This is a genomic window from Streptomyces sp. NPDC001270 (assembly GCF_042896695.1).
Lineage (GTDB): Bacteria > Actinomycetota > Actinomycetes > Streptomycetales > Streptomycetaceae > Streptomyces.
This window is the reverse complement of sequence record NZ_JBIAXM010000004.1, coordinates 315669-337256: the sequence shown is the minus strand read 5'-3', so window position 1 is coordinate 337256 and position 21588 is coordinate 315669. Positions and strand designations below refer to the sequence as shown.

The following is a 21588-nucleotide window of genomic DNA, read 5'->3' as shown; positions in this document are numbered from 1 at the left end:
GCCGGTCAGCGTCGGGGGAGGAACACGAGACCGTGCAACCGGCGGTCCGTGGCCCGCCTCCCGAGGTGCAATGGGCTCCCGGCACCCGCCGGACTCGCTGCGCGCGTCTGATCCGCCGCGCACGCCCGGCTCCGTGCGTGCAAACGCCTTCTGGCTGACAACCGGCTGCTGGCGTTCACCCGAGCCCCGCCGTTCATCCGATCCACGGGGTTCACCAGATCCGCGGGGTTCGCCCGGCTGTCGGCCTTCGCCCGGCTCCCCGCGTTCCTTCCATGTCCGGCCTTCCTCAGCGCGTTCGCCGAAGAGGATTTCCGCGCGGCGGCGCAGTTCCTCCGCCCGTGCGTGCCGCCGGCGGGCGTAGCCGTGACCAGGTGGACGCCGATGCCGGGTGCGGCCGTCGGAGGCGGGACCGCGGCCCGGGCCGCTGGTCGGGGTCGTGATGCGTGAGCGTGATCGAAGTGGCATGCGACGAGGATCGGGCATTCCACCAGTTCGCGATGATCTTGCTCAATTCCCGGGGATTACCCACCGGTTGTGGAAAACCCCGTCACCCACACGAGTGCACGGCACGGCCGGCTACGGCTACGGCTACGGCTGTCACGGGGTGGCCATCCCCGCGCACGCCCGTCACCTCGGCGAGACGACGGCGCCGAGCAACCCGGGCCCGGTGTGCGCACCGATCACCGCTCCGACCTCGCTGACATGCAGGTCGGCCAGCCCCGGTACCCGCGCTCGCAGCCGTTCGGCGACGGCCGAGGCCCGGTCGGGTGCGGCGAGATGGTGGACGGCGATGTCGGCCTCGGCACCGCCCACCCGCTCGACGACGATCTCCTCCAGGCGGGCGATCGCTTTCGACGCCGTACGCACCTTCTCCAGCAGCTCGATGCGGCCGCCTTCCAGTTGCAGCAGCGGTTTCACGGCGAGGGCGGAGCCCAACAGGGCCGCCGCGGCGCCGATGCGGCCGCCGCGGCGCAGATAGTCGAGCGTGTCGACGTAGAAGTAGGCGGAGGTGCCCGCGGCCCGTTTCTCGGCCGCCGTGACGGCCTCGTCCATCGTGCCGCCCGACTCCGCGGTCTCGGCGGCGGCGAGCGCGCAGAAGCCGAGGGCCATCGCGACCATCCCGGTGTCCACCACGCGCACCGGCACCGGAGCCTCACGGGCCGCGACGACCGCGGCGTCGTACGTACCCGACAACTCGGCGGAGAGGTGCAGCGAGACGATGCCCGTGGCGCCGGACTCGGCCACCGCGCGGTAGGTCTCCGCGAACATCGACGGGCTGGGGCGGGAGGTGGTGACGGGGCGCCGTTTCTGCAGTGCCTGGGCCAGGGAACGGGTCGAGATCTCGGTGCCCTCTTCGAGCGCCTGGTCGCCGAGGACCACGGTCAGGGGTACCGCGGTGATGCCATGCCGCTCCATCGTCCGGGGCGGCAGGTAGGCCGTTGAATCGGTGACGATCGCGACATGGCGGGACATGAGCTGGAGGTTACCTGGCGTATAGCCCGCATTGCAGCCCGCCCCCTCACACCTGCGTCGGGGCCGGTGACATCAGGTGGTGCTCTCGGGCCGTGGCTTCTTCTGCCACGGGTGGGCCGGACGCCCGCCGGGCGGCTTGATGGCCGGGCGGGGTTGTTCCCCCGCGGGTCCGGATCGCTCGGACCGGGACCAGGTCTGCGGGCCGTTCGAGCCGTCGCCGGCGGGGGCTTCGGGCCACGGGGGCGACGCGGACGGCGCGGGTCCCGGCTGTCCGGGCGCGGTCGGGGAAGCCGCGGGAGGTGTCGGCTCGTCGCGCTGCCAGTGCCGCAGCGCGCCCGCCTCGACGTCGATCTGCGCGCTCAGCGCGTCCAGGTCGTCTTCGCCGAAGCGCTGCGCGCGGTCGAGGGCGGCCCACCGCAGCGCGTCCGCGGACTGGGTGATCCGCTCGGTGCGCCTGCGCAGTTCGGGCATCCGCGCGGCGAGCGTGGCCCGGTCCGGCTCCGACTCCAGGCGCTTGAGTTCGTGGTCCAGTTCCTGCCCGTGCGCGCTCAGCCGCTCGAAGAGACCGAGCGATTCCCGCAGCGCCGTGTCTTCCGCCACGCCCGCGTGCAGCGTGTCCTGCGTGGCCCGCATCGAGGTGCGCAGGTCGAGCCGGAGCTTGGCGACCTCGCCGACCGGGCCCGGCTGGGCGAAGGACTTCGCGCGCAGCGTGTGGTCCTCGACCGTGCGGCGGGCCTGTGTGACCGTACGGTCGATGCCTCGTTTGGCCGCGCCGACCGCCTTGATCGTGACATACCCGCCCAGAAGGACGCAGAGCAGAAAGAGCACGGCGAACACTGCGATCACTGCTTCCACGGCGCTCCTCCTCCGACCTCGCGACGCGACCCGCCCCGCTCCTCCACGGTAAACGCAACAGGCAGGCCCGGGGTTCCAGAAAAACCCCGGACCTGCCCGTAGGGGACGCCCCGGAGGCGGCGTCCCCGCGCATACGTCCCAGCCGTCCCCGCGCTTACGCCGGGACGATGTTCACCAGCTTCGGCGCCCGCACGATCACCTTGCGGATGGCGGCGCCGTCCAGTGCGGCGACGACCTTCTCGTCGGCCAGTGCCGCCTTCTCCAGTTCCTGCTCGGAGATGCCCGGCGGGACCTCCAGGCGGGCCTTGACCTTGCCCTTGACCTGGACGACGCAGGTCACGGTCTCGTCGACGGCGTACGCCGGGTCGGCGACCGGGAAGTCCCGGTGGACGACGGTGTCGGTGTGCCCCAGCCGGTGCCACAGTTCCTCGGCGATGTGCGGGGCCAGCGGCGCGACCATCAGCACCAGCGCCTCAGCGACCGGCCGCGGCACCGTGCCGGTCCGCCGCCCGCCGCCGGCCTCCGCCGACGTTCCCGCGGCCCCTCCTCCGTACACCTTGGTCAGGTGGTTGTTCAGCTCCGTGACCTTGGCGATGGCGGTGTTGAAGCGCAGGCCCTCCAGGTCCTGGCGGACGCCGTCGATCGCCTTGTGCAGGGCGCGCAGCGTCTCCTCGTCGGGTTCCGCGTCGGAGACGGTGACCTCGCCGGTCGTCTCGTCGACGATGTTGCGCCACAGCCGCTGCAGCAGCCGGAACTGGCCGACCACCGCGCGCGTGTCCCACGGCCGGGACACGTCCAGGGGACCCATCGCCATCTCGTACAGGCGCAGCGTGTCGGCCCCGTACTCGGCGCAGATCTCGTCGGGCGTCACCGCGTTCTTCAGGGACTTGCCCATCTTGCCCAGCAGACGGGTGACCTTCTCGCCCTGGTGGTAGTAGGCGCCGTCGCGCTCCTCCACCTCGGCGGCGGGCACCGCGATGCCGCGGCTGTCGCGGTAGACGTACGCCTGGATCATGCCCTGGTTGAACAGCTTGTGGAACGGCTCCGCGGAGGAGACGTGTCCCAGGTCGTACAGGACCTTGGACCAGAAGCGGGCGTACAGCAGGTGCAGTACGGCGTGCTCGGCGCCGCCGACGTACAGGTCGACGCCGCCGTGCGGCATGCCCTCGCGCGGGCCCATCCAGTACCGCTCGATCTCGGGGTCGACCAGTTGCCGGTCGTTGTGCGGGTCCAGGTAGCGCAGCTCGTACCAGCAGGAACCGGCCCAGTTGGGCATGGTGTTGGTCTCGCGGCGGTACTTCTTCGGCCCGTCGCCCAGGTCCAGGGTGACGTTGACCCAGTCCGCGTTGCGCGACAGCGGCGTCTCGGGCCGGGTGTCGGCGTCGTCCGGGTCGAAGGTGCGCGGCGAGTAGTCCTCGACCTCGGGCAGCGCCAGGGGCAGCATCGACTCGGGCAGCGCGTGGGCGGTGCCGTCCTCGTCGTAGACGATCGGAAAGGGCTCGCCCCAGTAGCGCTGGCGGCTGAACAGCCAGTCACGCAGCCGGAAGTTGACGGTGCCCTCACCGATGCCCTTGCGCTCCAGCCACTCGGTGATGCGCGCCTTGGCGTCGGCTACGCCCAGGCCGTCCAGCTTCACGTCCTCACCGGAGGAGTTGATGATCTTCGCGTCGTACGAGGCGAAGGCGTCGTCCCAGGTGGACGGGTCGGTGTCGCGGCCGTCGGACGGCTCGACGACGCACCGGATCGGCAGTTCGAAGGCCCGCGCGAAGGCGAAGTCACGGGTGTCGTGAGCCGGGACGGCCATGATCGCGCCGGTGCCGTAGCCCATCAGTACGTAGTCGGCGATGAAGACGGGGATCTTCTCGCCGTTGACCGGGTTGGTGGCGAAGGCGCCGGTGAAGACACCCGTCTTGTCCTTGGCCTCGGCCTGGCGCTCCACGTCCGACTTGGCGGCGGCCTGCGCGCGGTAGGCGGCGACGGCGTCGGCGGGCGTGGCGTGGCCGCCGGTCCACACGGCGTGGGTCCCCTCGGGCCAGACCGCCGGGGTGAACTTCTCGACCAGCGGGTGCTCGGGGGCCAGCACCATGTAGGTCGCGCCGAACAGGGTGTCCTGGCGGGTGGTGAAGATCGTGATGTGCTCGCCGTCGATCGGGAAGTCGACGCGGGCGCCCTCGGAGCGGCCGATCCAGTTGCGCTGCTGCAGCTTGATGGCCTCGGGCCAGTCCAGCTCCTCCAGGTCCGTCAGCAGGCGGTCGGCGTACGCGGTGATGCGCATGTTCCACTGCCGCAGCTTGGCCTTGAAGACCGGGAAGTTGCCGCGCTCGGAGCGGCCGTCGGCGGTGACCTCCTCATTGGCCAGCACGGTGCCCAGGCCGGGGCACCAGTTGACGGGCGCGTCGGAGGCGTAGGCCAGGCGGAAGTCGCCCAGGACGTCGGCGCGCTCGACGGCGGTCAGCTCGTGCCACGCGCGCGTGTGGCCCGGTACGGCCCGCTCACCGGACTCGAACTGGGCGATCAGCTGGGAGATCGGGCGGGCCTTGGCGGCTTCGTCGTCGTACCAGGAATTGAAGATCTGCAGGAAGATCCACTGGGTCCACTTGTAGTAGTCCGGGTCGATCGTGGCGAAGGACCGGCGCTTGTCGTGGCCCAGGCCCAGCCGGCGCAGCTGGGACTTCATGTTCTCGATGTTGGCCTCGGTGGACACGCGCGGGTGCGTGCCGGTCTGCACGGCGTACTGCTCCGCGGGCAGGCCGAAGGCGTCGAAGCCCAGGGTGTGCAGGACGTTGTGGCCGGTCATCCGCTGGAACCGGGCGAAGACGTCGGTGGCGATGTAGCCCAGGGGGTGACCGACGTGCAGGCCCGCACCGGAGGGGTACGGGAACATGTCCATGATGAACTTCTTGGGCTCGGCAACCGTCGCGGGATCGCCGGCCAGGTCACCCTTGGGGTTCGGCGCGGCGTACGTGCCCTCGGCGTCCCAGAAGTCCTGCCAGCGTGCCTCGATGTCAGCGGCCATGGCAGCCGTGTAGCGGTTCGGCGCCACCTCCGCCGACGTGGCGGAAGCGGCGGGGTTCGTCTCGCTCATGATCCTCAAAGCTCCATAGGTCGTCTCTGCCTGCGGAAACGAAAAATCCCCTCACACAGGAGGGGACGCCGCGCCGATGCCGACCACGGGATTCACCGGCGGTCGGGACTGATCAGCGCGGCCCGCTAAGCAGAAGGCGTACGGCACGCATGGCGACAGACTACCGCAGCCCTTGAGCGAGCCGCGACGGGCTTCCGTACGCCTGGTCGACACGACGAGCACTGAACCACATGAAGTTGTTACTTCGCGTAACACCCGCCAAGAGGCGTCACAACGCTCGCGTCGTCCTTTGATGCCACGCAATGACTCAAACCTCGTACTGATCGGTACGACGCCGCTCAGAGTGCGGCAGTGGGATCCGCCCCAGAAGATCTACGTGGGCTGGACGCCGCGCCGGGGCCGCGGGCCGTCCCGCGCAACCTTCCGGCCCCCCAGGGCCGTGGTCGGCGCGCCCTGGGCCACCGAGCACGTGAACGGCATGGTCGTCCGGGCCCGGGGGACCCGCCGCCGCACGGGAAGGGCCGCCGTGCACAAACGGGCCCCGCACACGCAGAAAGCGGATCATCCACCCGGATGATCCGCTTTCTCGATCTGTGGAGCTAAGGAGAATTGAACTCCTGACCTCCTGCATGCCATGCAGGCGCTCTACCAACTGAGCTATAGCCCCTCGCGGTCACGCGGCCAAGCCGCTTGCCGACCGTGCCGCCCGATCTCCCTGGCGGCGACGCCAACATTACACGGTCGACGGGGTGCACCACCAAATCGTTTCCTTTCTGCGGCGGTACGGCAGCTATTGTCGCCCTTCATGATCGTGATCGCGCCCTCCGGAACCCGCCGTCGCGTGCCGGTCGCCCTGGGGGCGTGCCTGGTCTCCTTGGCCGTGTTCTGGATCGCGCAATGCGCCGCACACGTGTCGATGATCGACCTGCTGGTGTACCGGGCCGAGGGCGCGACCGTACGCGCGGGAGGCGATCTGTACGCCCTGCGGGCGACCACGGCCGGGCTGCCCACCACGTACCCGCCGTTCGCGGCCCTGGTGTTCACGCCGCTGACCCTGCTGGAGTCCGCCCAGCTGCGCGTGCTGGCCACGCTGGGAAACCTGGTCCTCCTGGTGGTGTTGGTGCGGCTGTCGCTGAGACTCGTCGGGCACGCGCGCGTGGAGAGCGTCTGGTGGATCGCCGCGGCGGCCGTGTGGTGCGAACCGGTCTGGACGACGCTGCGCTACGGACAGATCAATCTGCTGCTCGCCGTCCTGGTGCTGTGGGACCTCTCCCGCCGCTCCGCCGACGGCCCGAACCGCTGGGCGGGCGCCGCTCTCGGGCTGGCCGCCGCCGTCAAGCTGACACCCGCCCTGTTCGTGGTCTTCCTGGTCGCCACCGGCGTCGTGGCGCACCTCAGGGGCGGCGACGGGGGGCCATGGCTGAGGCACGCGCGCGGGGCGGTCGTCGCTTTCACCGGCGCGACCCTGCTGGCGGCGGCCGTCCTGCCGTACGACTCGTGGCGTTTCTGGACCGACATGGTGTTCCGCACGGGCCGGGTGGGTCACGCCGAGGACACCGCCAACCAGGCCCTGCGCGGCGTTCTGGCCCGGCTGCTGCACACCGGGGCGCCGGGCGGCCTCTGGGCCCTGCTGGCGGCCCTGACGGCCGTCGCCGGGTTGTGGCTCGCGATCACCGCGGAGCTGCGGGGCCGGCGCTCCTGGGCGGTGGTCGCCTGCGCGGTGACGGCGCTGCTGATCAGCCCCGTGTCGTGGTCGCACCACTGGGTGTGGTGCGTGCCGCTGGTGGTGGTGCTGTGGCGCGACGGCCACCGTGTGACGGCCGTGGCCTGCGCGGCCGTGTTCTGTTCGTACGGCCTGTGGTGGGTGCCGCACGGCAGCGGACGGCCCGAACTGCACCAAGGGGGCATCGAGTTGACGCTGTCGGCCCTCTACGGAGCGTGCGGTCTGCTTTTCCTCGTCCTCACCGGACACCGCCTTCGGCGGACACCGCTGCCGAGGACCGGCGCCGGTCAGGCGGTGACGAACGAGTAGAACCGCTTGAGGGTGCAGTGCTCCTCCAGGAGGCGGCCGTAGATCGGTTCACCCTCCAGTTCGCGGTACGTCTCGATGGGATCGCCCTTTATGATCAGCGCCCGCGCGCATTCCTCGCACCAGTACTGGTAATCCGGGTTGATCGGCTCCATGTCTCGGACGATCGGCGTGCCGTGCCCGCACCAATCGCACTTTCGCCGGTGTGCACCCATCGATCAGCTCCAGCTGTGGCCGCAGGCCGTGCACACGTACGAGATTCCGCCGTTGTCGCCCAGGACTTGGGCCACATGCGCGGAACTGCAGGAGGGGCAGTCGAGCCGGGTGGCCGTGTCCCGTATCAACGCCGCGTCGAGGAGGTGGCCGACCTCCTCGTCGAGGATGCTCGCAGGCATCGCTACTCCCTCCCGTCGGGCCGCGCCCCCTACCGGCGGTTTGATTCTGCCACGGCCGGGCCAATACGGTCAGCGACGCCTCAGTACCAGTCCGGACACGGCAGCGAGCGCGGCCGTCCTGGCCGGCGGACGACGTTCACGATGACGACGTCGAGGGCCGCCATGCAAAGGGCTGTGAGCACGAGCGCGAGCAGCAGCCGGGGCCCATTGTCAGTGGTGGGTAGTTCACTGTCCTCAGGGCTCGAAACGGATGCGGGACCTGGTTCAGGCTGCCGGGACGTCGTCGTCATGCCGTCGAGTCTGGTGACACGCCGGTACGGATGCCGAGAGGCCGCTGATACCGGCAGTGCCGGCAGCCGGCAGCGGACAAGTCGGGCGCCGGCGATGCGATGTGGGGTACGACGGCGGAAGGACGGGGGGCAATGGCGGGGGAAGGAACGACGCGGCGCATGACGACGCGTGAGGTGATGGCGGGGCGGGCGGGAGCGCGCCGCCGGTCCGAGCCTGCCGCGTTCTCATGCGCGCGCTCGCGGCGGCCGGTCCGTACTTCGCCGAGTTGTGGGCGAGCGCCGCCGTGGCACCGCCGGGGCCAGAGGTGAAGACGTTCCGTCACAGGGCGGTCGGTGAGCTGCGGATGACGTCGCCGTCGCTGTCGCTCGACGGGATGCCGGATCGTGGCCTCCATACCGGAGAGCGACGAGGCGCGCGGGAGGATGGCGTCGCTGAGGGAGTGCGGACAGCGGCTGTGGCCGCCGACGGACAAGGGGGCTGCCGAAATCATCCGTCCGTGGAACGAAGAAAATCCCGCCCACTGAAGGGGACGGGATCCTCATCACCGATCTTTGACAACTCAACAGAGTGCCGATCAGTGGAGCTAAGGAGAATTGAACTCCTGACCTCCTGCATGCCATGCAGGCGCTCTACCAACTGAGCTATAGCCCCTTGTTCCACGCGGCGAGCCGCATGGTGTCCTGCCCCGCCCAGCGGGGCGAACAAGAAGAACTTTAGCCTGTGACCTGCCGGAAAGTGAAATCCATGTCCCCGCTCCGACAGGCTCAGTCGTCGTCGCCGAGGACGGCCTCCGGGAGGGTGCCCGCGTTGTGCTCCAGGAGGCGCCAGCCGCGGGCGCCTTCGCCGAGAACGGACCAGCAGCAGTTGGAGAGACCGCCGAGACTCTCCCAGTGCCGGGCCTCCAGGCCGAGGAGGCGCCCGATGGTGGTGCGGATGGTGCCACCGTGGCTGACCACCACGAGGGTGCCGTCCTCGGGCAGCTTCTCGGCATGCCGCAGCACGACCGGGGCCGCCCGGTCGGCGACCTCGGTCTCCAGTTCGCCACCGCCGCGGCGGACCGGCTCGCCGCGCTTCCAGGCGGCGTACTCCTCGCCGTGGCGGGCGATGATCTCCTCGTGCGTCAGCCCCTGCCAGACGCCCGCGTAGGTCTCGCGCAGCGCCTCGTCCCGGGTGACGTGGAGGCCGGTGAGCGCGGACAGTTCGGCGGCGGTGTCCGTGGCCCGTTGAAGGTCCGAGGCGACGATCGCGTCGGGCCGCAGGGAGGCGAGCAGCCGGGCGGCGCGGCGGGCCTGGCCGACGCCGGCCGCGGTCAGCTCGACATCCGTGGTGCCCTGGAAGCGGCGCTCCACGTTCCAGGCGGTCTGACCGTGCCGCCACAGGATGACGCGCCGCCCCCGGCCGGCATGGTCGGTCACCTCGCCGGTGGCGCTCATCGCCATTCACCCTGTGTTTCGGCCGTGTCCTCGGCGGCCTGCTGCCGGGCGTACTCCTCGGCCTTGCCCCGGGTGGCCTTGGCGTCGGCCGGCAGCTCGATCTCGGGGCAGTCCTTCCACAGCCGCTCCAGGGCGTAGAAGATGCGCTCCTCGCTGTGCTGGACGTGGACGACGATGTCGACGTAGTCCAGCAGGATCCAGCGGGCCTCGCGGTCTCCTTCGCGGCGCACCGGTTTGACGCCGAGCTCCTTCTGGAGCCGCTCCTCGATCTCGTCGACGATCGACTTGACCTGGCGGTCGTTGGGCGCGGAGGCCAGCAGGAAGGCGTCCGTGATCGACAGGACATCGCTCACGTCGTAGGCGATGACGTCGTGGGCGAGCTTGTCGGCGGCTGCCTGGGCGGCGGTGTTGACGAGTTCGAGGGAACGGTCGGTGGCGGTCACTACGTAGCTTTCGGTCGGGGACGGAGATCGGGGGGCGTGGAGCGACCCCCCGCACGGCACAGCTCGTCGGCGGTCACTCGCCATCAAGGGTCTCACGGACCGCCCGGGGCACCCCACGTGATTATCGGATCACCTGGGGTGCCCGCACCGCCTTCCGGTGCCGTCCGTCAGGAGGACGACGGCTTGTAGTCCTGGCCGAGGACCACCGAGACGTCGGCGTTCGAGCCGACCGTGCCCTTAGCCACGGCACTGTCGGGCAGCCCCAGGGTCTTGGCGACCTCGGAGGCGTCGTCCTTGTGGGAAGTGTCCGAGTAGAGCACCTTCGACGTGGCCTGGGTGGTGCTGTCGGTGCCGCCGTCCTGGAAGGTGAAGCCGCCGTTGAGGAGGACCACGCGGGCCTTGTCCGAGTCACCCTTGGCGCCGGTCGCGTTCTGCACGGAGACCCGGACGGCGGAACCCTGGTCGGGGCTTTTCGCGGTGCCGCCGAGGATGTTCTTGATGACGTCGGAGCTGGTCTGGGCGCTCAGCGTGCCGTCCGACTGCACGGGCAGCAGCGCCGTCTTGTAGTCGCCGCCCTTGGCGAGGTCGGCGAGCCTGGCGAGGAAGGCGCCGAGGTTCTTGTCGGACAGCGGCGGCTCGATGATCTGCCCCAGCGTCTGCACGGTGACGGTCGCGCCGTCGGCGTCGGACGAAATCTTGCGCAGCACGCCCTGGAGCACCTGGCCGAACCGCTCCAGCTGGGCGTTGTCGGACTCGCCCGTGGCGCGGTAAGTGGCGTAGGCGACGGCCGCCTTGCCACTGAGGGGCTGGTCCTTGCCCTTGTGGACGAGCGGGGCGGTGCCCTTCTTCTTGCTGTCCGGGTCGGGGACGTCGGCGTTGGTGTCGACGTCGATGTTGCCGACGAGTTCGACGAGGTTCTGCAGGTAGGGGGTGTCGAGCCGCCAGGTGCCCTCGATGCTCGTGCCGAGGACGGTGTCGAGCTGGTCGCGGGTGCCGGCGGAGCCGTCGTCGTCGACCGACTTGGCGAGGGTCGTGACGCCACCGGAGTCGTCGGACAGGGAGAGCGAGTTGGGCAGCAGGACGGTGGTGCCCTGTTTGGTGGTGCTGTTGTCGACGAGCAGCGCCGTGGAGGTGCCGCCCTTCGCGGTGTTGTGCAGGTGGACGACGATCACCTCGCGCTTCTGGTCGCCGACCGCCGTCGAGGTACCGCCCTTGGCGTCCGACGAGGGCAGGCCGGGCAGCTTTCCGGCGTACCAGAGGTAACCGACACCGCCGACCACGACCAGGGCGAGGACGACGACCAGGGCGAGGACACGGCGGCGTGCGCGACGGCGGGCCTCCTCACGGCGCTCGGTGCGGTTCTCCGTGAACTTCAGCCAGTCGATGACGTCCTCGGAGTCGCCGTCCGGCTCCTCCACGAAGGCGAACTGCTCGGTGTGGTAGTCCCGTTCACGGGCGGCCGGGCCGTCGTCGTCCGGCACTTGGGCCGGGCCGGGCTGCTGCGGGATGTGGGCGGTGTGCTCGGCGACCAGGGGCTGCTGGGTGCTCGCCGCCTGCCCGTAGGCGTCGTGGGTCGCCGTGCCGCCGGTGGCGTGCGTGCCAGTGCTGTACGGGTCGTAGCCGGGGGCCTGGGAGCCGTAGGAGGGGGCCTGGGGCTGCGGGCCGGTGTCGTACGGGTCGTACGCCGGCGTGGGCGGCTGCTGCTGTCCGGTCGCGTACGGGTCGTAGCCGTAGCCCTGCTGCGCGTACGGGTCGTACGCCGGCTGCTGGGGCTGCTGGGCCGGGATCTGGCGGTACACGGGCCGTCCGTACTCGTCGTAGCCGACGAGTTCGTACTGGTCGCTCCCGTACCCCGGGTCGTTTCGGTCGTTCACCGGTGCCCCTCTCGGCTCACTCGCCGCGGTACAGCTCGCGCTTGGCGATGTAGCGCACGACTCCGTCCGGCACCATGTACCAGATGGGATCCCCCTTGGCGACTCTGCCACGGCAGTCTGTGGAGGAGATGGCCAGCGCGGGAACTTCGACGAGCGAGACACCGCCCTCAGGGAGCCCGGCGTCGGTCAGGTGGTGGCCGGGGCGGGTCACCCCGATGAAGTGCGCGAGGGAGAACAGTTCCTCGGTGTCGCGCCAGGTCAGCAGCTGGGCGAGGGCGTCGGCGCCGGTGATGAAGAAGAGGTCGGTGTCCGGGTTGAGCGCGCGCAGGTCGCGCAGGGTGTCCACCGTGTAGGTGGGACCGCCGCGGTCGATGTCGATGCGGCTCACCGAGAACTGCGGGTTCTCGGCGGTCGCGATGACCGTCATCAGGTAGCGGTCCTCGGCCGGGGAGACCTTCCGGTGCGACTTCTGCCAGGGCTGGCCGGTGGGCACGAACACCACCTCGTCGAGGTGGAACTGCGCGACGACCTCGCTGGCCGCCACGAGGTGCCCGTGGTGGATCGGGTCGAAGGTCCCGCCCATCACACCGAGACGGCGCTTGCCGGTGCGCGCGGGGCCGCCGCCCGGCCTGTGCTGCGGGGTCCTCACCGTGCTGTTCTCCGCGTCGTACGCCGGACCGGTAGGCATGTCCTGCTCTCCCATGCGTGCAGACCCTACCGGCCCGGTCCCCGGGCCCCGCCCGCCAGACCCCCGGATACGGCCGTGGGGCCGGCCGGCGGGCTCAGCGGTCGCGGTTGAAGCGGGTGGTGATCCACAGCAGAAGCAGCAGGACGAGGAAGGCGCTGCCACCGGTCACGAGCGGGTCGAGGCTGGGGTGGTTGCCGCCGCGCTCCTCGCCCTCGGCGGCGACGGTGACCAACTGGACGGCAGTGGTGTGGAAGCTCATCTTCGGCAGGACCTATCCGGTGTGGGCGGGATAAAGATGTCGGCTCATGGTAAAGGGACGCTGCCGTGGCGCTCACGCCGACTCCACCGTTGGGCACGGCGGAGGGCGCCCCCGGACGCTCACCGGGGAACGCAGAGGGAACCTTCCCGGGGACTCAGTCGTCCTTCTGTTTGTACCCACGCAGCAGGAACCACGCGGTCAGCACACAGCCCAGGACCATCACCACCAGGACGATCCGGAGCAGATTCCCCGTCCCGTGCTGTTGTGCGGCGACGGCGGCCTCGGCCAGCCGGGCGGTTGCGGGGTTGTGCTCCATGACGTGGACTCCTTCGGCTGTACTGCCCGTCCACGGTATCTCCGCCTAGGCTGGGCCCTGCCTCGGGGGCTCACCGGCACACAACGCACATGGGGGACGACATGACCGACAGCGGCCATGAGCACAACGGGCACGAGCACGTGCCGAGCAGGCAGCGCAGGCGCTTCCCTGGGATCTCCTCGCGTGCGTACGAGCACCCCGCCGACCGCAGCGCCCTGGTGGCGCTGCGGCGGCTGAGCGGCTTCGACACGGTCTTCAAGGCCCTCAGCGGGCTGCTTCCGGAGCGCAGTCTGAGACTGCTGTTCCTGTCCGACTCGGTGCGCGTCTCGGAGCAGCAGTTCGCGCATCTGAACGACATGCTGCGGGACGCCTGCTACATCCTGGACCTGGAGAAGGTCCCGGCGATGTACGTGAACCAGGACCCGCAGCCGAACGCGATGTGCATCGGTCTGGACGAGCCGATCATCGTCGTCACCACCGGCCTGGTCGAGCTGCTCGACGAGGAGGAGATGCGGGCGGTCGTCGGCCACGAGGTGGGACACGCCCTGTCGGGGCACTCGGTGTACCGCACGATCCTGCTGTTCCTGACCACCCTCGCGCTCAAGGTGGCCTGGATTCCGCTGGGCAATCTCGCGATCATGGCGATCGTGACCGCGCTGCGGGAGTGGTTCCGCAAGTCGGAGCTGTCGGCGGACCGGGCCGGTCTCCTGGTGGGGCAGGATCTGCGGGCCTCGATGCGGGGCCTGATGAAGATAGCCGGTGGCAACCATCTGCACGAGATGAACGTGGACGCGTTCCTGAAGCAGGCCGAGGAGTACGAGGCGGGCGGCGACCTGCGCGACTCGGTGCTGAAGATCCTGAACGTGCTGCCGCGCTCCCACCCCTTCACCACGGTCCGCGCGGCCGAGCTGAAGAAGTGGGCCGAGACCCGCGACTACCAGCGGATCATGGACGGTCACTATCCGCGGCGCAGTGAGGACAAGGACGCCTCGGTCAGCGACTCGTTCAAGGAGTCGGCCGCGAGCTACGCCGGCGATGTGAAGAGTTCCAAGGATCCGCTGATGAAGCTGGTCTCGGACATCGCGGGCGGGGCCGGGAACCTGGGCGGCCGGGTCCGGCGGGGCTTCGACGGCTTCACCAGCTCCCCGAAGGACCAGCGGCCCAAGGACACGCCCCCCGGGGACACGCAGCCCGGGGGCGGCGAGACCGACGACTGACCCCGCCGCCACCAGCGACAGCTCTCGCCGCCATCACGGCGACAGCACTCGTCACCACCACGGCAACGGCACTCGTCACCACCCCGGCAACGGCTCCCGCCACCGTCATACCGACAGCGCCCGTGACCACCACTCTGACGGCCCGCGTAACCACGCGCTGACGGCCCCCGTCACCGTCGCGGCCCGGGTTCCCCTTCCCCGTCAGAGTCACGGCGTCGGCTGTGCCCCGGGGGCCAGTGTTCCGCACAGGGCCGTCGTGCCGTCGGTCGCATAGGGGTCCGTGCCCGCCGGGCCACCCGCCTTGGCGGTCTGGCCGGCCAGGAGCGGGCGGAACCGGTCGGCGGAGTCCTCGGCGCAGGAGAGCGGGCCCGCCTGGACGTAGGAGGCGATCAGCTGCACCTGGCGGGTGCGCAGGTCACCCTGGTCGAAGCGGAAGGTCAGCTCCCGGCGGACCGTGAACAGGGAGACCCGCGCCTTGTCGCCGGAGCCGGTGGGCCTCAGCGCGTAGACGAAGGTGTGGTCCGCGTTGACCTCCAGGGTGGCCGCATCCGTCTCGATGACCTGGAGTGACCCCTGGACCCGGATCTTCTGGTCGGCCAGTTCGGCGCGGGTGGGGTCGAAGCGGACCAGCCATCCGGTGGGCGCGTGCCTGCCGTCCGCGACGGGGTGCTCGAAGCCCTGGTCGAACTGGTCGAGTTGGCCGGGGTCGACCAGCATCCGGGCCGGCTGGACCTGGCCGGCGTCCAGCACCTCGGGGTAGAGCGAGGAGTGGACCAGGTAGTCCTTGGCCGTGGTCAGGGCGGTCAGCACCTGACTGTCGGAGAAGTGCTCGGTGCGCCGGGTGGCCGGCAGTGGTATCCCCTCGGCGCCGACGCTGAACTGCGCCGCGGGGCTGTGATCGTACACATATTCGGCGTCGGTCGCGCCGGGTACCTTGCCCTGCGGGGAGAGCGGGATGACGGTCATGCGCAGAGGTGTCGCGGGTTTCTGGGCGTCGGCTGTGCCGTAGGGGTGGCGTACGCCCATGTAGATCGCAGTGCCGAAGGCGACGGCGATCAGCATGACGAGGATCAGGGCCTGCCGGGACAGCCCGCGGTGCAGGGGCGGGCGACGGCGCACGGCGGGTGCGTGGTCGGCCATGCGCTCCCGTGCGGAGTACTCCTGGAGGCGTGCAGCGCGGACGAACGACTCGTCGAACACGACGGATCGGTATTCGTCTTCTCCACCACCGGGAGCGCCCGTGGGTGTCCCCTCAGGTGGGTCTCCTGGCCCGCCCATACTTTCAGAGTAGGTCTCAGGGGGCTCAGGTAAACGCCCTGGTACACGACAAGTTCTGACAGGTTCTCACCAGGGGTGTGCACGGGCGCTCAGGGCGTGCGGGGCACCGCGGAGACCGCCGGCGGGGAGTACTCGGCGGACCCGGAGGGAGCAGCCGACGTGCCCTGTTCGAGGCCGGTGGAAGCGGGTGCCGGCACCTGGTGCTCCCGGTTGCCCGAGGAGGCTCCGCGGTAGACCGCCGCGAAGGCCAGGGCGACCATGCCGACGCCCATCACCACGGCGAGCACCCAGGCGACGGGTCGGTGCCAGCGGATGTGCTTGCCGAACCCCAGGGGGCCGTAGCGGTCCTCCAGGGCATCGAGGTCGTCCGGGTCGTCGAGGTCGCCGTCATGGCCGAAACCGTGCCCGTCGGGGCCGTACGCCTCGTCGTACCGCTCGCCTCTGGCGTGTGCGCGGCGTGCCTCCGCCTCGGATGCCTCGGCTCTGGCCTGGGCGGCGGCAAGGAGGCGCTCGACGGCGGTCGGCTCGTGCACCACTGCCGCCCGTACGAAGCCCTCGTCGAACACCACGGAGGCGAACTCTTCGTCCGACACCCCGTGGTCGTGGTCGTCGTCGGGCTCCCAGCCGTCAGGGAACGGCGTGCCCCCCACGTCCTCCGGCACGAATCCAGAGTAGACCTGAGGGGTCAATTTGGGCAGACGGTATGGAAATTCATCCACGTGCTGAGACACCCCTCGGGCTCCCCGGCCCGCGCGGCCCGTGCGGCGCCGGTACGCGACCGCTCACGCCCCGCGAGCACGTCCCCCGCGAGCACGTCCCCCGCGAGTACGCGCCTCGGACCCGCTGTCCCGTGGCCACCGCACCCCGGATGCCCCGAACCGCCGCACCTGATGTCCCGGGCTGCCGCACCCGACGCCTCGGGCCCCGCCCGCCGATGCCCCGGGCCTCGCGGGGCCGCCGGTGCGGCCCCGCCGGGACCGGGTCAAGGCCGGTTCCCGCGGTCAGCGGCGTACATGGCCGTCGCCGGTCACGATGTACTTGGTGCTGGTCAGCTCCGGCAGCCCCATCGGGCCACGGGCGTGCAGCTTCTGCGTGGAGATGCCGATCTCCGCGCCGAAGCCGAACTGGCCGCCGTCGGTGAAGCGGGTGGAGGCGTTCACGGTGACGGTGGTGGAGTCGACCAGTTGGGTGAAGCGGCGGGCGGCCTGCTGCGAGGTGGTGACGATCGCCTCGGTGTGGCCGGAGCTCCACAGCCGGATGTGCCCGACGGCCTGGTCCAGCGAGTCCACGATCCCGACGGCGATGTCGTGGGACAGGTACTCGGTCTCCCAGTCCTCCGGTGTGGCCTCGACGACGGTCGCCTTGGAGTCCTTGGCATATGCCAGGGTACGCTCGTCGGCGTGGACGGTGACCCCGGCCTCGGCGAGGGCGTCCAGGGCGCGCGGCAGGAACGCGGCGGCGATGTCCTGGTGGACGAGCAGGGTCTCGGCGGCGTTGCAGACGCTGACCCGCTGGGCCTTGGAGTTGATCAGGATCTCGACGGCCATGTCGAGGTCGGCCTCGGCATCGACGTAGACGTGGCAGTTTCCGGTGCCGGTCTCGATGACCGGCACCGTGGACTCGGAGACGACCGTCCGGATGAGGGAGGCGCCGCCGCGCGGGATGAGGACGTCGACCAGGCCGCGGGCGCGCATCAGCTCGCGGACGCTCTCGCGGCTCTCCCCGGGCACCAGCTGCACGGCGTCGGCGGGCAGTCCGGCCCCGCCGACGGCGTCCCTGAGCACCCGGACGAGGGCGGTGTTCGACTCGTAGGCGGAGGCCGAGCCGCGCAGCAGGACCGCGTTGCCGGACTTCAGGCAGAGGGCGGCGGCGTCGACGGTGACGTTCGGGCGGGCCTCGTAGATGATGCCGACCACGCCGAGCGGGACGCGGACCTGGCGCAGATCGATCCCGTTGGGGAGGGTGGAGCCGCGCACGACCTCGCCGACCGGGTCGGGCAGTGCGACGACGTCCCGGACGTCGGCGGCGATGGCGCGCACCCGCTCGGGGGTGAGGGTCAGCCGGTCGATGATCGCCTCGCTGGTGCCGGCCTCGCGGGCCTTGGCCACGTCCTTGGCGTTGGCCTCGACGATCTCGCTGGTCCGTACCTCCAGGGCGTCGGCGATGGCGAGCAGCGCGTCGTCCTTCACGGCGCGCGGCAGCGGCGCGAGGTCGGCGGCGGCGGCCTGGGCCCGGTAGGCGGCCCGGACGACCGGGGACATGGCGTCGTACGGCGAGAGCGTGGTCATGAAGGAAGGGTAGTGCGCGGTCCGGGCCCGGACCCTGCTCGTTCCACACCGCGAGACGGGGTCAAAAGGGATGAACCCCTACGGGGGTGGCGGGCGCCGGGCCGTAGCCCTCCGAGATGCGCTGGTGATAGGTCTCGCGGTCGATGACCTCCAGGCCGACGATCTCCCACGGGGGCAGCCCCGCGGTCTGGCGGTGTTCGCCCCACAGGCGCAGCGCCACGGCCGCCGCGTCGTGCAGGTCGCGGGCTTCCTCCCAGTAGCGGATCTCGGCGTGATCGGGCGCGTATCTGCTGGTCAGCAGGAAGGGATGGTCGTGGGCGAGCTGTTCGAGGCCGCGGCGCAGCTCCTTCAGGGGCACCTCGTCGCCGCAGACGCTGAGGGTGACGTGCCACAGGCGCGGCAGGTCCTTCGGCTCCTCGTAGGACTCCCCGGCCGCGACACTCGTCAGAGCACCACGGGACGCCGCGGCCCCAGGGCGCACTCGACTCACGACGGCCTCCTTCACCCAGCGCTCGTACGGATCGCGCGGACCGCGCCTTGCAGGCGTGTCCCTGAGACAAAGTTGAGCAGGCCGATCGGCTTTGCGTGGCGGTTTTACGGAACGTCCCCCACCGGGGGCGGTCGGATCGCCGCCGTTTACGGTCGCAGGATCACCAGATCGTCCCTGTGTACGACCTCGCGTTCGTACGCCCGGCCCAGCTCGCGCGCCAGCTCCCGGGTCGAACGTCCGAGCAGCTGGGGGATCTCCTTGGCGTCGAAATTGACGAGTCCGCGGGCCACCGCGTGACCCTGCCCGTCGCGCAGCTCCACGGGATCGCCCGCGCTGAACTCGCCCTCGACGGCGGCGATCCCGGCGGGCAGCAGCGAGGTGCGGCGCTGTACGACCGCCTGCACCGCACCGTCGTCCAGGGTCAGGGAGCCCTGCGGGGTGGAGGCGTGCTGGAGCCACAGCAGCCGGTCGGCGGAGCGCTTGCCGGTGGGGTGGAAGTAGGTGCCGGTGTCGCCGCCGGCCAGCGCGACGGCCGCGTGGATCGCGCTGGTGAGCACCACGGGGATGCCGGCGGCGGCGGCGATCCGGGCGGCCTCGACCTTGGTGACCATGCCGCCGGTGCCGACGCCGGCCCGGCCGGCGCTGCCGATCTCGACTCCTTCGAGGTCGGCGGGCCCGCGCACCTCCGCCAGCCGGGAGGTCCCGGGCCGTGCGGGGTCGCCGTCGTACACGCCGTCCACGTCGGAGAGCAGGACCAGGAGGTCGGCGTGGACGAGGTGGGCCACGAGGGCGGCGAGGCGGTCGTTGTCGCCGAACCGGATCTCGGCGGTGGCGACGGTGTCGTTCTCGTTCACGACGGGGAGGGCGCCCATCGCGAGGAGCTTGTCGAGGGTGCGGGAGGCGTTCCGGTGGTGGACGCGGCGGCTCATGTCGTCGGAGGTGAGCAGGACCTGGCCGACCCGGAGGCCGTAGCGGGCGAAGGAGGCGGTGTAGCGGGCGACGAGCAGGCCCTGGCCGACGCTGGCCGCCGCCTGCTGCCGGGCGAGGTCCGTGGGGCGGCGGCGCAGGCCCAGCGGCGCGAGGCCCGCGGCGATGGCTCCGGAGGAGACCAGGACGATCTCGCGCTCTCCGCCGCTGCGGCTGCGGGCGAGGACGTCGACGAGCGCGTCGACGCGGTCGGCGTCCAGGCCGCCCGCGGCGGTGGTCAGCGAGGAGGAGCCCACCTTGACGACGATCCTGCGGGCCTCACCCACGGCCTGCCTTGCCCTTGCCACCTTGCCCTCTGTCCCCTCGCTCAGGTCCGGCTGCCCTGACCGGCAATCTACGCGAGGCGGATCCCGGGCCGCGCATCGGTCCACTCCCCGGACAGACGGAGGGTGATCACGCGAACACGCTTCGCACGGGGCGAAAAGGGGCACACCGGGCAGGCCGGGCGGCCCCCGTCAACCGAAGTCCGACCGACCCACCGACCCCTGCTTTCCGAGGTCCGCCCGCCACTACGCCCGGCCGGCCGGCGCTTCCCGCGAGCCCGGCCGGTCTCAGGCCGTCGTGCCGAAGCCGCTCGGTGGCAAGGTGCGGCGGATCTTGCGGACGGCGCGGCGGAAGGGGGAGTTCGCGGCGGCCTCGCGATAGCCCAGGAAGGCGCGGGCCTCGCGGGGTTCGGCGAGGTAGAGGGCGTCGGGGAGGCGGGCCGCGCGGGAGCGGAAGTGCGGGTAGACGAGGTAGACGCGGGTGCCCCGTCTCTCCAGGATGGCGGCGGCCTGCCGCTTCGCCCGGACGAACTCCACGACGTCCGCCAGGAGGTCCCCGCGCCCCATGGCCACCAGGTGCAGCCGCAGCCGCTCGTGGACCTTGAGCCGACGGGCCACCTCGGGGGTCCAGTAGGCGTCCGTCAGCGGCTTGGCCAGTTCGAGCTTGTGCCGCCTGACCTCCTCGCTGTCCTTCAGGTACTGGGGGCCGAACTGCGGCAGCAGGGTCACCAGGAAGGGCCGGATCATCAGGGTGTCGCGCCGGGTACCCGCCGGGACCATCTCGGCGATCAGGTTCATCAGGGCACGCGCCGAGTCGAAGCGGAGCGTGTAGCCGCCGGTCTTGGTGACGTGCTTGCCGTCCTCGCGGCCCACCAGGTAGTAGCAGGTGTAGTCGGCGAGCACGGAGACGCCGTCGGCCCGCAGGTACGCCTCCATCGTGAACAGCGCGTCCTCACCGGTCCACAGGGACTCGTCGAAGCGCATCCCGTGCCGGTCGAGGAGCGCGCGGCGGAACAGCTTCTGCGCGCTGAGCGTGAACTTGATGTTGGAGGAGTAGACGTCGGTACGGCCGAGCGTCTTGCCCCACATCGACTTGGGCGGGGTGCGGTTGATGCCCTCGACGCGGCCGAGGACCACGTCGGTGCCGTTCTCGTCGGCCATGGCGACCATGCGCTCCAGGGCCTCCGGGCCGAGCCGGTCGTCGGCGTCGAGGAAGAACACGTAACGGCCGGCCGCCTTGCCGAGGCCGACGTTGCGCGGGCCGCTGGGGCCGCCGGAGTTCTCCTGCCGGATGACCGTGACCGGGATGGCGACACGGGCGGCGAACTCCTCCAGATACTCCCCCGTGCCGTCGGTGGAGCCGTCATCGACCGCGATGACCTCGATACGTTCCGGGTCGATGGTCTGCGCCTCGACGGACGCCAGACACTCGACGAGGTACGGCATCGCTTCGTACGCCCCGATGACCACGCTCACATCAGGCTGCGTCACGACGGTCACGTTTCCCCCTCATCAATGGAAAATTCCCCCCGTATCTCCTTAATCGCAACTTGCTAGACGGGTATCCGGCCTTGTCGGTTGCCTGGTGACCCACATTCCGTGGCGGACGTCACACAGCGAAGGGACAGGTAAGGGCGGTGACGGGCGACATCGGACAGTATGCGGGGCCAGGAGGAATTGTTCGGCGATGCCGGGAATGGGGGGTCGAGAAATATCGGCGGGGAACCTGAAAGCGGCTTGAACGGGGCGGGAATGGGCAGATCGAATTCGCCTCGAACAGCGGTAGCATCAGCCGACTTGCCGAGGGGATGCGACGGCGGGGGCCGGGTCGGCATGGCGGACATGGACGACATCGCCTGACCCTCGGATTTCCCGGGAGGGGCTCCCTTGTTCCGCAACACCTCTGCGCACCGGCCTGGTGCGA

Annotated in this window: 19 protein-coding genes, 2 tRNA genes and 1 pseudogene; 3 read left to right on the top strand and 19 right to left on the bottom strand. The window is 70.7% G+C overall.

The annotated features are described in order from the left end of the window. Positions 1–627: 627 nt before the first annotated feature. The 4 genes from ACFY2B_RS09665 to ACFY2B_RS09650 all read right to left on the bottom strand — a co-directional run bounded on the left by ACFY2B_RS09665 (position 628) and on the right by ACFY2B_RS09650 (position 6080). Entirely contained in the window at positions 628–1473 is an 846-nt protein-coding gene (locus ACFY2B_RS09665) for a DegV family protein (protein ID WP_390762584.1), read from the bottom strand. A gap of 72 nt (positions 1474–1545) precedes the next feature. Further along, positions 1546–2328, bottom strand: coding sequence for a hypothetical protein (locus ACFY2B_RS09660; RefSeq protein WP_390762583.1), 783 nt, complete (start codon positions 2326–2328; stop codon positions 1546–1548). 154 nt (positions 2329–2482) lie between these two features. Beyond that, a complete protein-coding gene (gene leuS, locus ACFY2B_RS09655; RefSeq protein ID WP_390762582.1) occupies positions 2483–5413 on the bottom strand; it encodes a leucine--tRNA ligase in 2931 nt (976 codons plus the stop codon). A gap of 594 nt (positions 5414–6007) precedes the next feature. After that, positions 6008–6080 (bottom strand) — tRNA-Ala (locus tag ACFY2B_RS09650). Between the two features lie 138 nt (positions 6081–6218). On the opposite strand from ACFY2B_RS09650, the gene ACFY2B_RS09645 reads away from it, so the two are divergent. After that, a complete protein-coding gene (locus ACFY2B_RS09645) occupies positions 6219–7445 on the top strand; it encodes a glycosyltransferase 87 family protein (protein WP_390762581.1) in 1227 nt (408 codons plus the stop codon). On the opposite strand, the gene ACFY2B_RS09640 is transcribed toward ACFY2B_RS09645, so the two are convergent. Continuing rightward, positions 7424–7657: a hypothetical protein gene (locus ACFY2B_RS09640; RefSeq protein ID WP_376534373.1), complete on the bottom strand. Its 234-nt coding sequence runs from the start codon at positions 7655–7657 to the stop codon at positions 7424–7426. The genes ACFY2B_RS09645 and ACFY2B_RS09640 overlap by 22 nt on opposite strands. Before the next feature lie 3 nt (positions 7658–7660). Continuing rightward, on the bottom strand, positions 7661–7837 hold the full coding sequence (locus tag ACFY2B_RS09635) for a hypothetical protein (RefSeq protein WP_390762580.1): 177 nt from the start codon (positions 7835–7837) through the stop codon (positions 7661–7663). Between the two features lie 517 nt (positions 7838–8354). Here ACFY2B_RS09635 and ACFY2B_RS09630 point away from each other — a divergent pair. Further along, positions 8355–8453: pseudogene (locus ACFY2B_RS09630) on the top strand (transcriptional regulator); the annotation flags it as partial. 253 nt (positions 8454–8706) lie between these two features. On the opposite strand, the gene ACFY2B_RS09625 reads toward ACFY2B_RS09630, so the two are convergent. The 7 genes from ACFY2B_RS09625 to ACFY2B_RS09595 all read right to left on the bottom strand — a co-directional run bounded on the left by ACFY2B_RS09625 (position 8707) and on the right by ACFY2B_RS09595 (position 13141). After that, positions 8707–8779 (bottom strand) — tRNA-Ala (locus tag ACFY2B_RS09625). Between the two features lie 113 nt (positions 8780–8892). Continuing rightward, positions 8893–9567 (bottom strand): histidine phosphatase family protein, encoded by a 675-nt coding sequence (locus ACFY2B_RS09620; RefSeq protein ID WP_390762579.1) that lies wholly within the window; start codon positions 9565–9567, stop codon positions 8893–8895. Further along, on the bottom strand, positions 9558–10004 hold the full coding sequence (rsfS, locus tag ACFY2B_RS09615) for a ribosome silencing factor (protein WP_376534367.1): 447 nt from the start codon (positions 10002–10004) through the stop codon (positions 9558–9560). The genes ACFY2B_RS09620 and rsfS overlap by 10 nt, the downstream gene beginning before the upstream one ends. A gap of 167 nt (positions 10005–10171) precedes the next feature. Further along, positions 10172–11878: a LytR C-terminal domain-containing protein gene (locus ACFY2B_RS09610; protein ID WP_390762578.1), complete on the bottom strand. Its 1707-nt coding sequence runs from the start codon at positions 11876–11878 to the stop codon at positions 10172–10174. Between the two features lie 16 nt (positions 11879–11894). Further along, on the bottom strand, positions 11895–12581 hold the full coding sequence (nadD, locus tag ACFY2B_RS09605; protein WP_390762577.1) for a nicotinate-nucleotide adenylyltransferase: 687 nt from the start codon (positions 12579–12581) through the stop codon (positions 11895–11897). Positions 12582–12660: 79 nt separating this feature from the next. After that, positions 12661–12825 carry a hypothetical protein gene (locus ACFY2B_RS09600; RefSeq protein ID WP_376534361.1) on the bottom strand — a complete coding sequence of 55 codons (165 nt, stop codon included), beginning with the start codon at positions 12823–12825 and terminating at the stop codon, positions 12661–12663. A gap of 154 nt (positions 12826–12979) precedes the next feature. Next, the gene (locus ACFY2B_RS09595) at positions 12980–13141 is read right to left on the bottom strand and encodes a hypothetical protein (RefSeq protein WP_390762576.1); all 162 of its coding nucleotides are present in this window, start codon (positions 13139–13141) and stop codon (positions 12980–12982) included. 101 nt (positions 13142–13242) lie between these two features. Here ACFY2B_RS09595 and ACFY2B_RS09590 point away from each other — a divergent pair, with 101 nt between their 5' ends. After that, positions 13243–14358 (top strand): M48 family metallopeptidase, encoded by a 1116-nt coding sequence (locus tag ACFY2B_RS09590; protein ID WP_390762660.1) that lies wholly within the window; start codon positions 13243–13245, stop codon positions 14356–14358. Between the two features lie 207 nt (positions 14359–14565). Here the strand turns inward: ACFY2B_RS09590 and ACFY2B_RS09585 are convergent, their stop codons facing one another. The 6 genes from ACFY2B_RS09585 to ACFY2B_RS09560 form a co-directional block, all read right to left on the bottom strand. Further along, a complete protein-coding gene (locus tag ACFY2B_RS09585) occupies positions 14566–15636 on the bottom strand; it encodes a hypothetical protein (RefSeq protein ID WP_390762575.1) in 1071 nt (356 codons plus the stop codon). A gap of 89 nt (positions 15637–15725) precedes the next feature. Further along, positions 15726–16325 carry a hypothetical protein gene (locus tag ACFY2B_RS09580; protein WP_390762574.1) on the bottom strand — a complete coding sequence of 200 codons (600 nt, stop codon included), beginning with the start codon at positions 16323–16325 and terminating at the stop codon, positions 15726–15728. 312 nt (positions 16326–16637) lie between these two features. Next, complete coding sequence (locus ACFY2B_RS09575) at positions 16638–17924, bottom strand: glutamate-5-semialdehyde dehydrogenase (RefSeq protein WP_390762573.1); 1287 nt, start codon at positions 17922–17924, stop codon at positions 16638–16640. Positions 17925–17985: 61 nt separating this feature from the next. Beyond that, the gene (locus ACFY2B_RS09570) at positions 17986–18414 is read right to left on the bottom strand and encodes a hypothetical protein (protein WP_376534351.1); all 429 of its coding nucleotides are present in this window, start codon (positions 18412–18414) and stop codon (positions 17986–17988) included. A gap of 146 nt (positions 18415–18560) precedes the next feature. Then, positions 18561–19667 (bottom strand): glutamate 5-kinase, encoded by a 1107-nt coding sequence (gene proB / locus ACFY2B_RS09565; protein ID WP_390762659.1) that lies wholly within the window; start codon positions 19665–19667, stop codon positions 18561–18563. A gap of 285 nt (positions 19668–19952) precedes the next feature. Then, entirely contained in the window at positions 19953–21110 is a 1158-nt protein-coding gene (locus tag ACFY2B_RS09560) for a glycosyltransferase family 2 protein (protein WP_390762658.1), read from the bottom strand. Between the last annotated feature and the right edge of the window lie 478 nt (positions 21111–21588).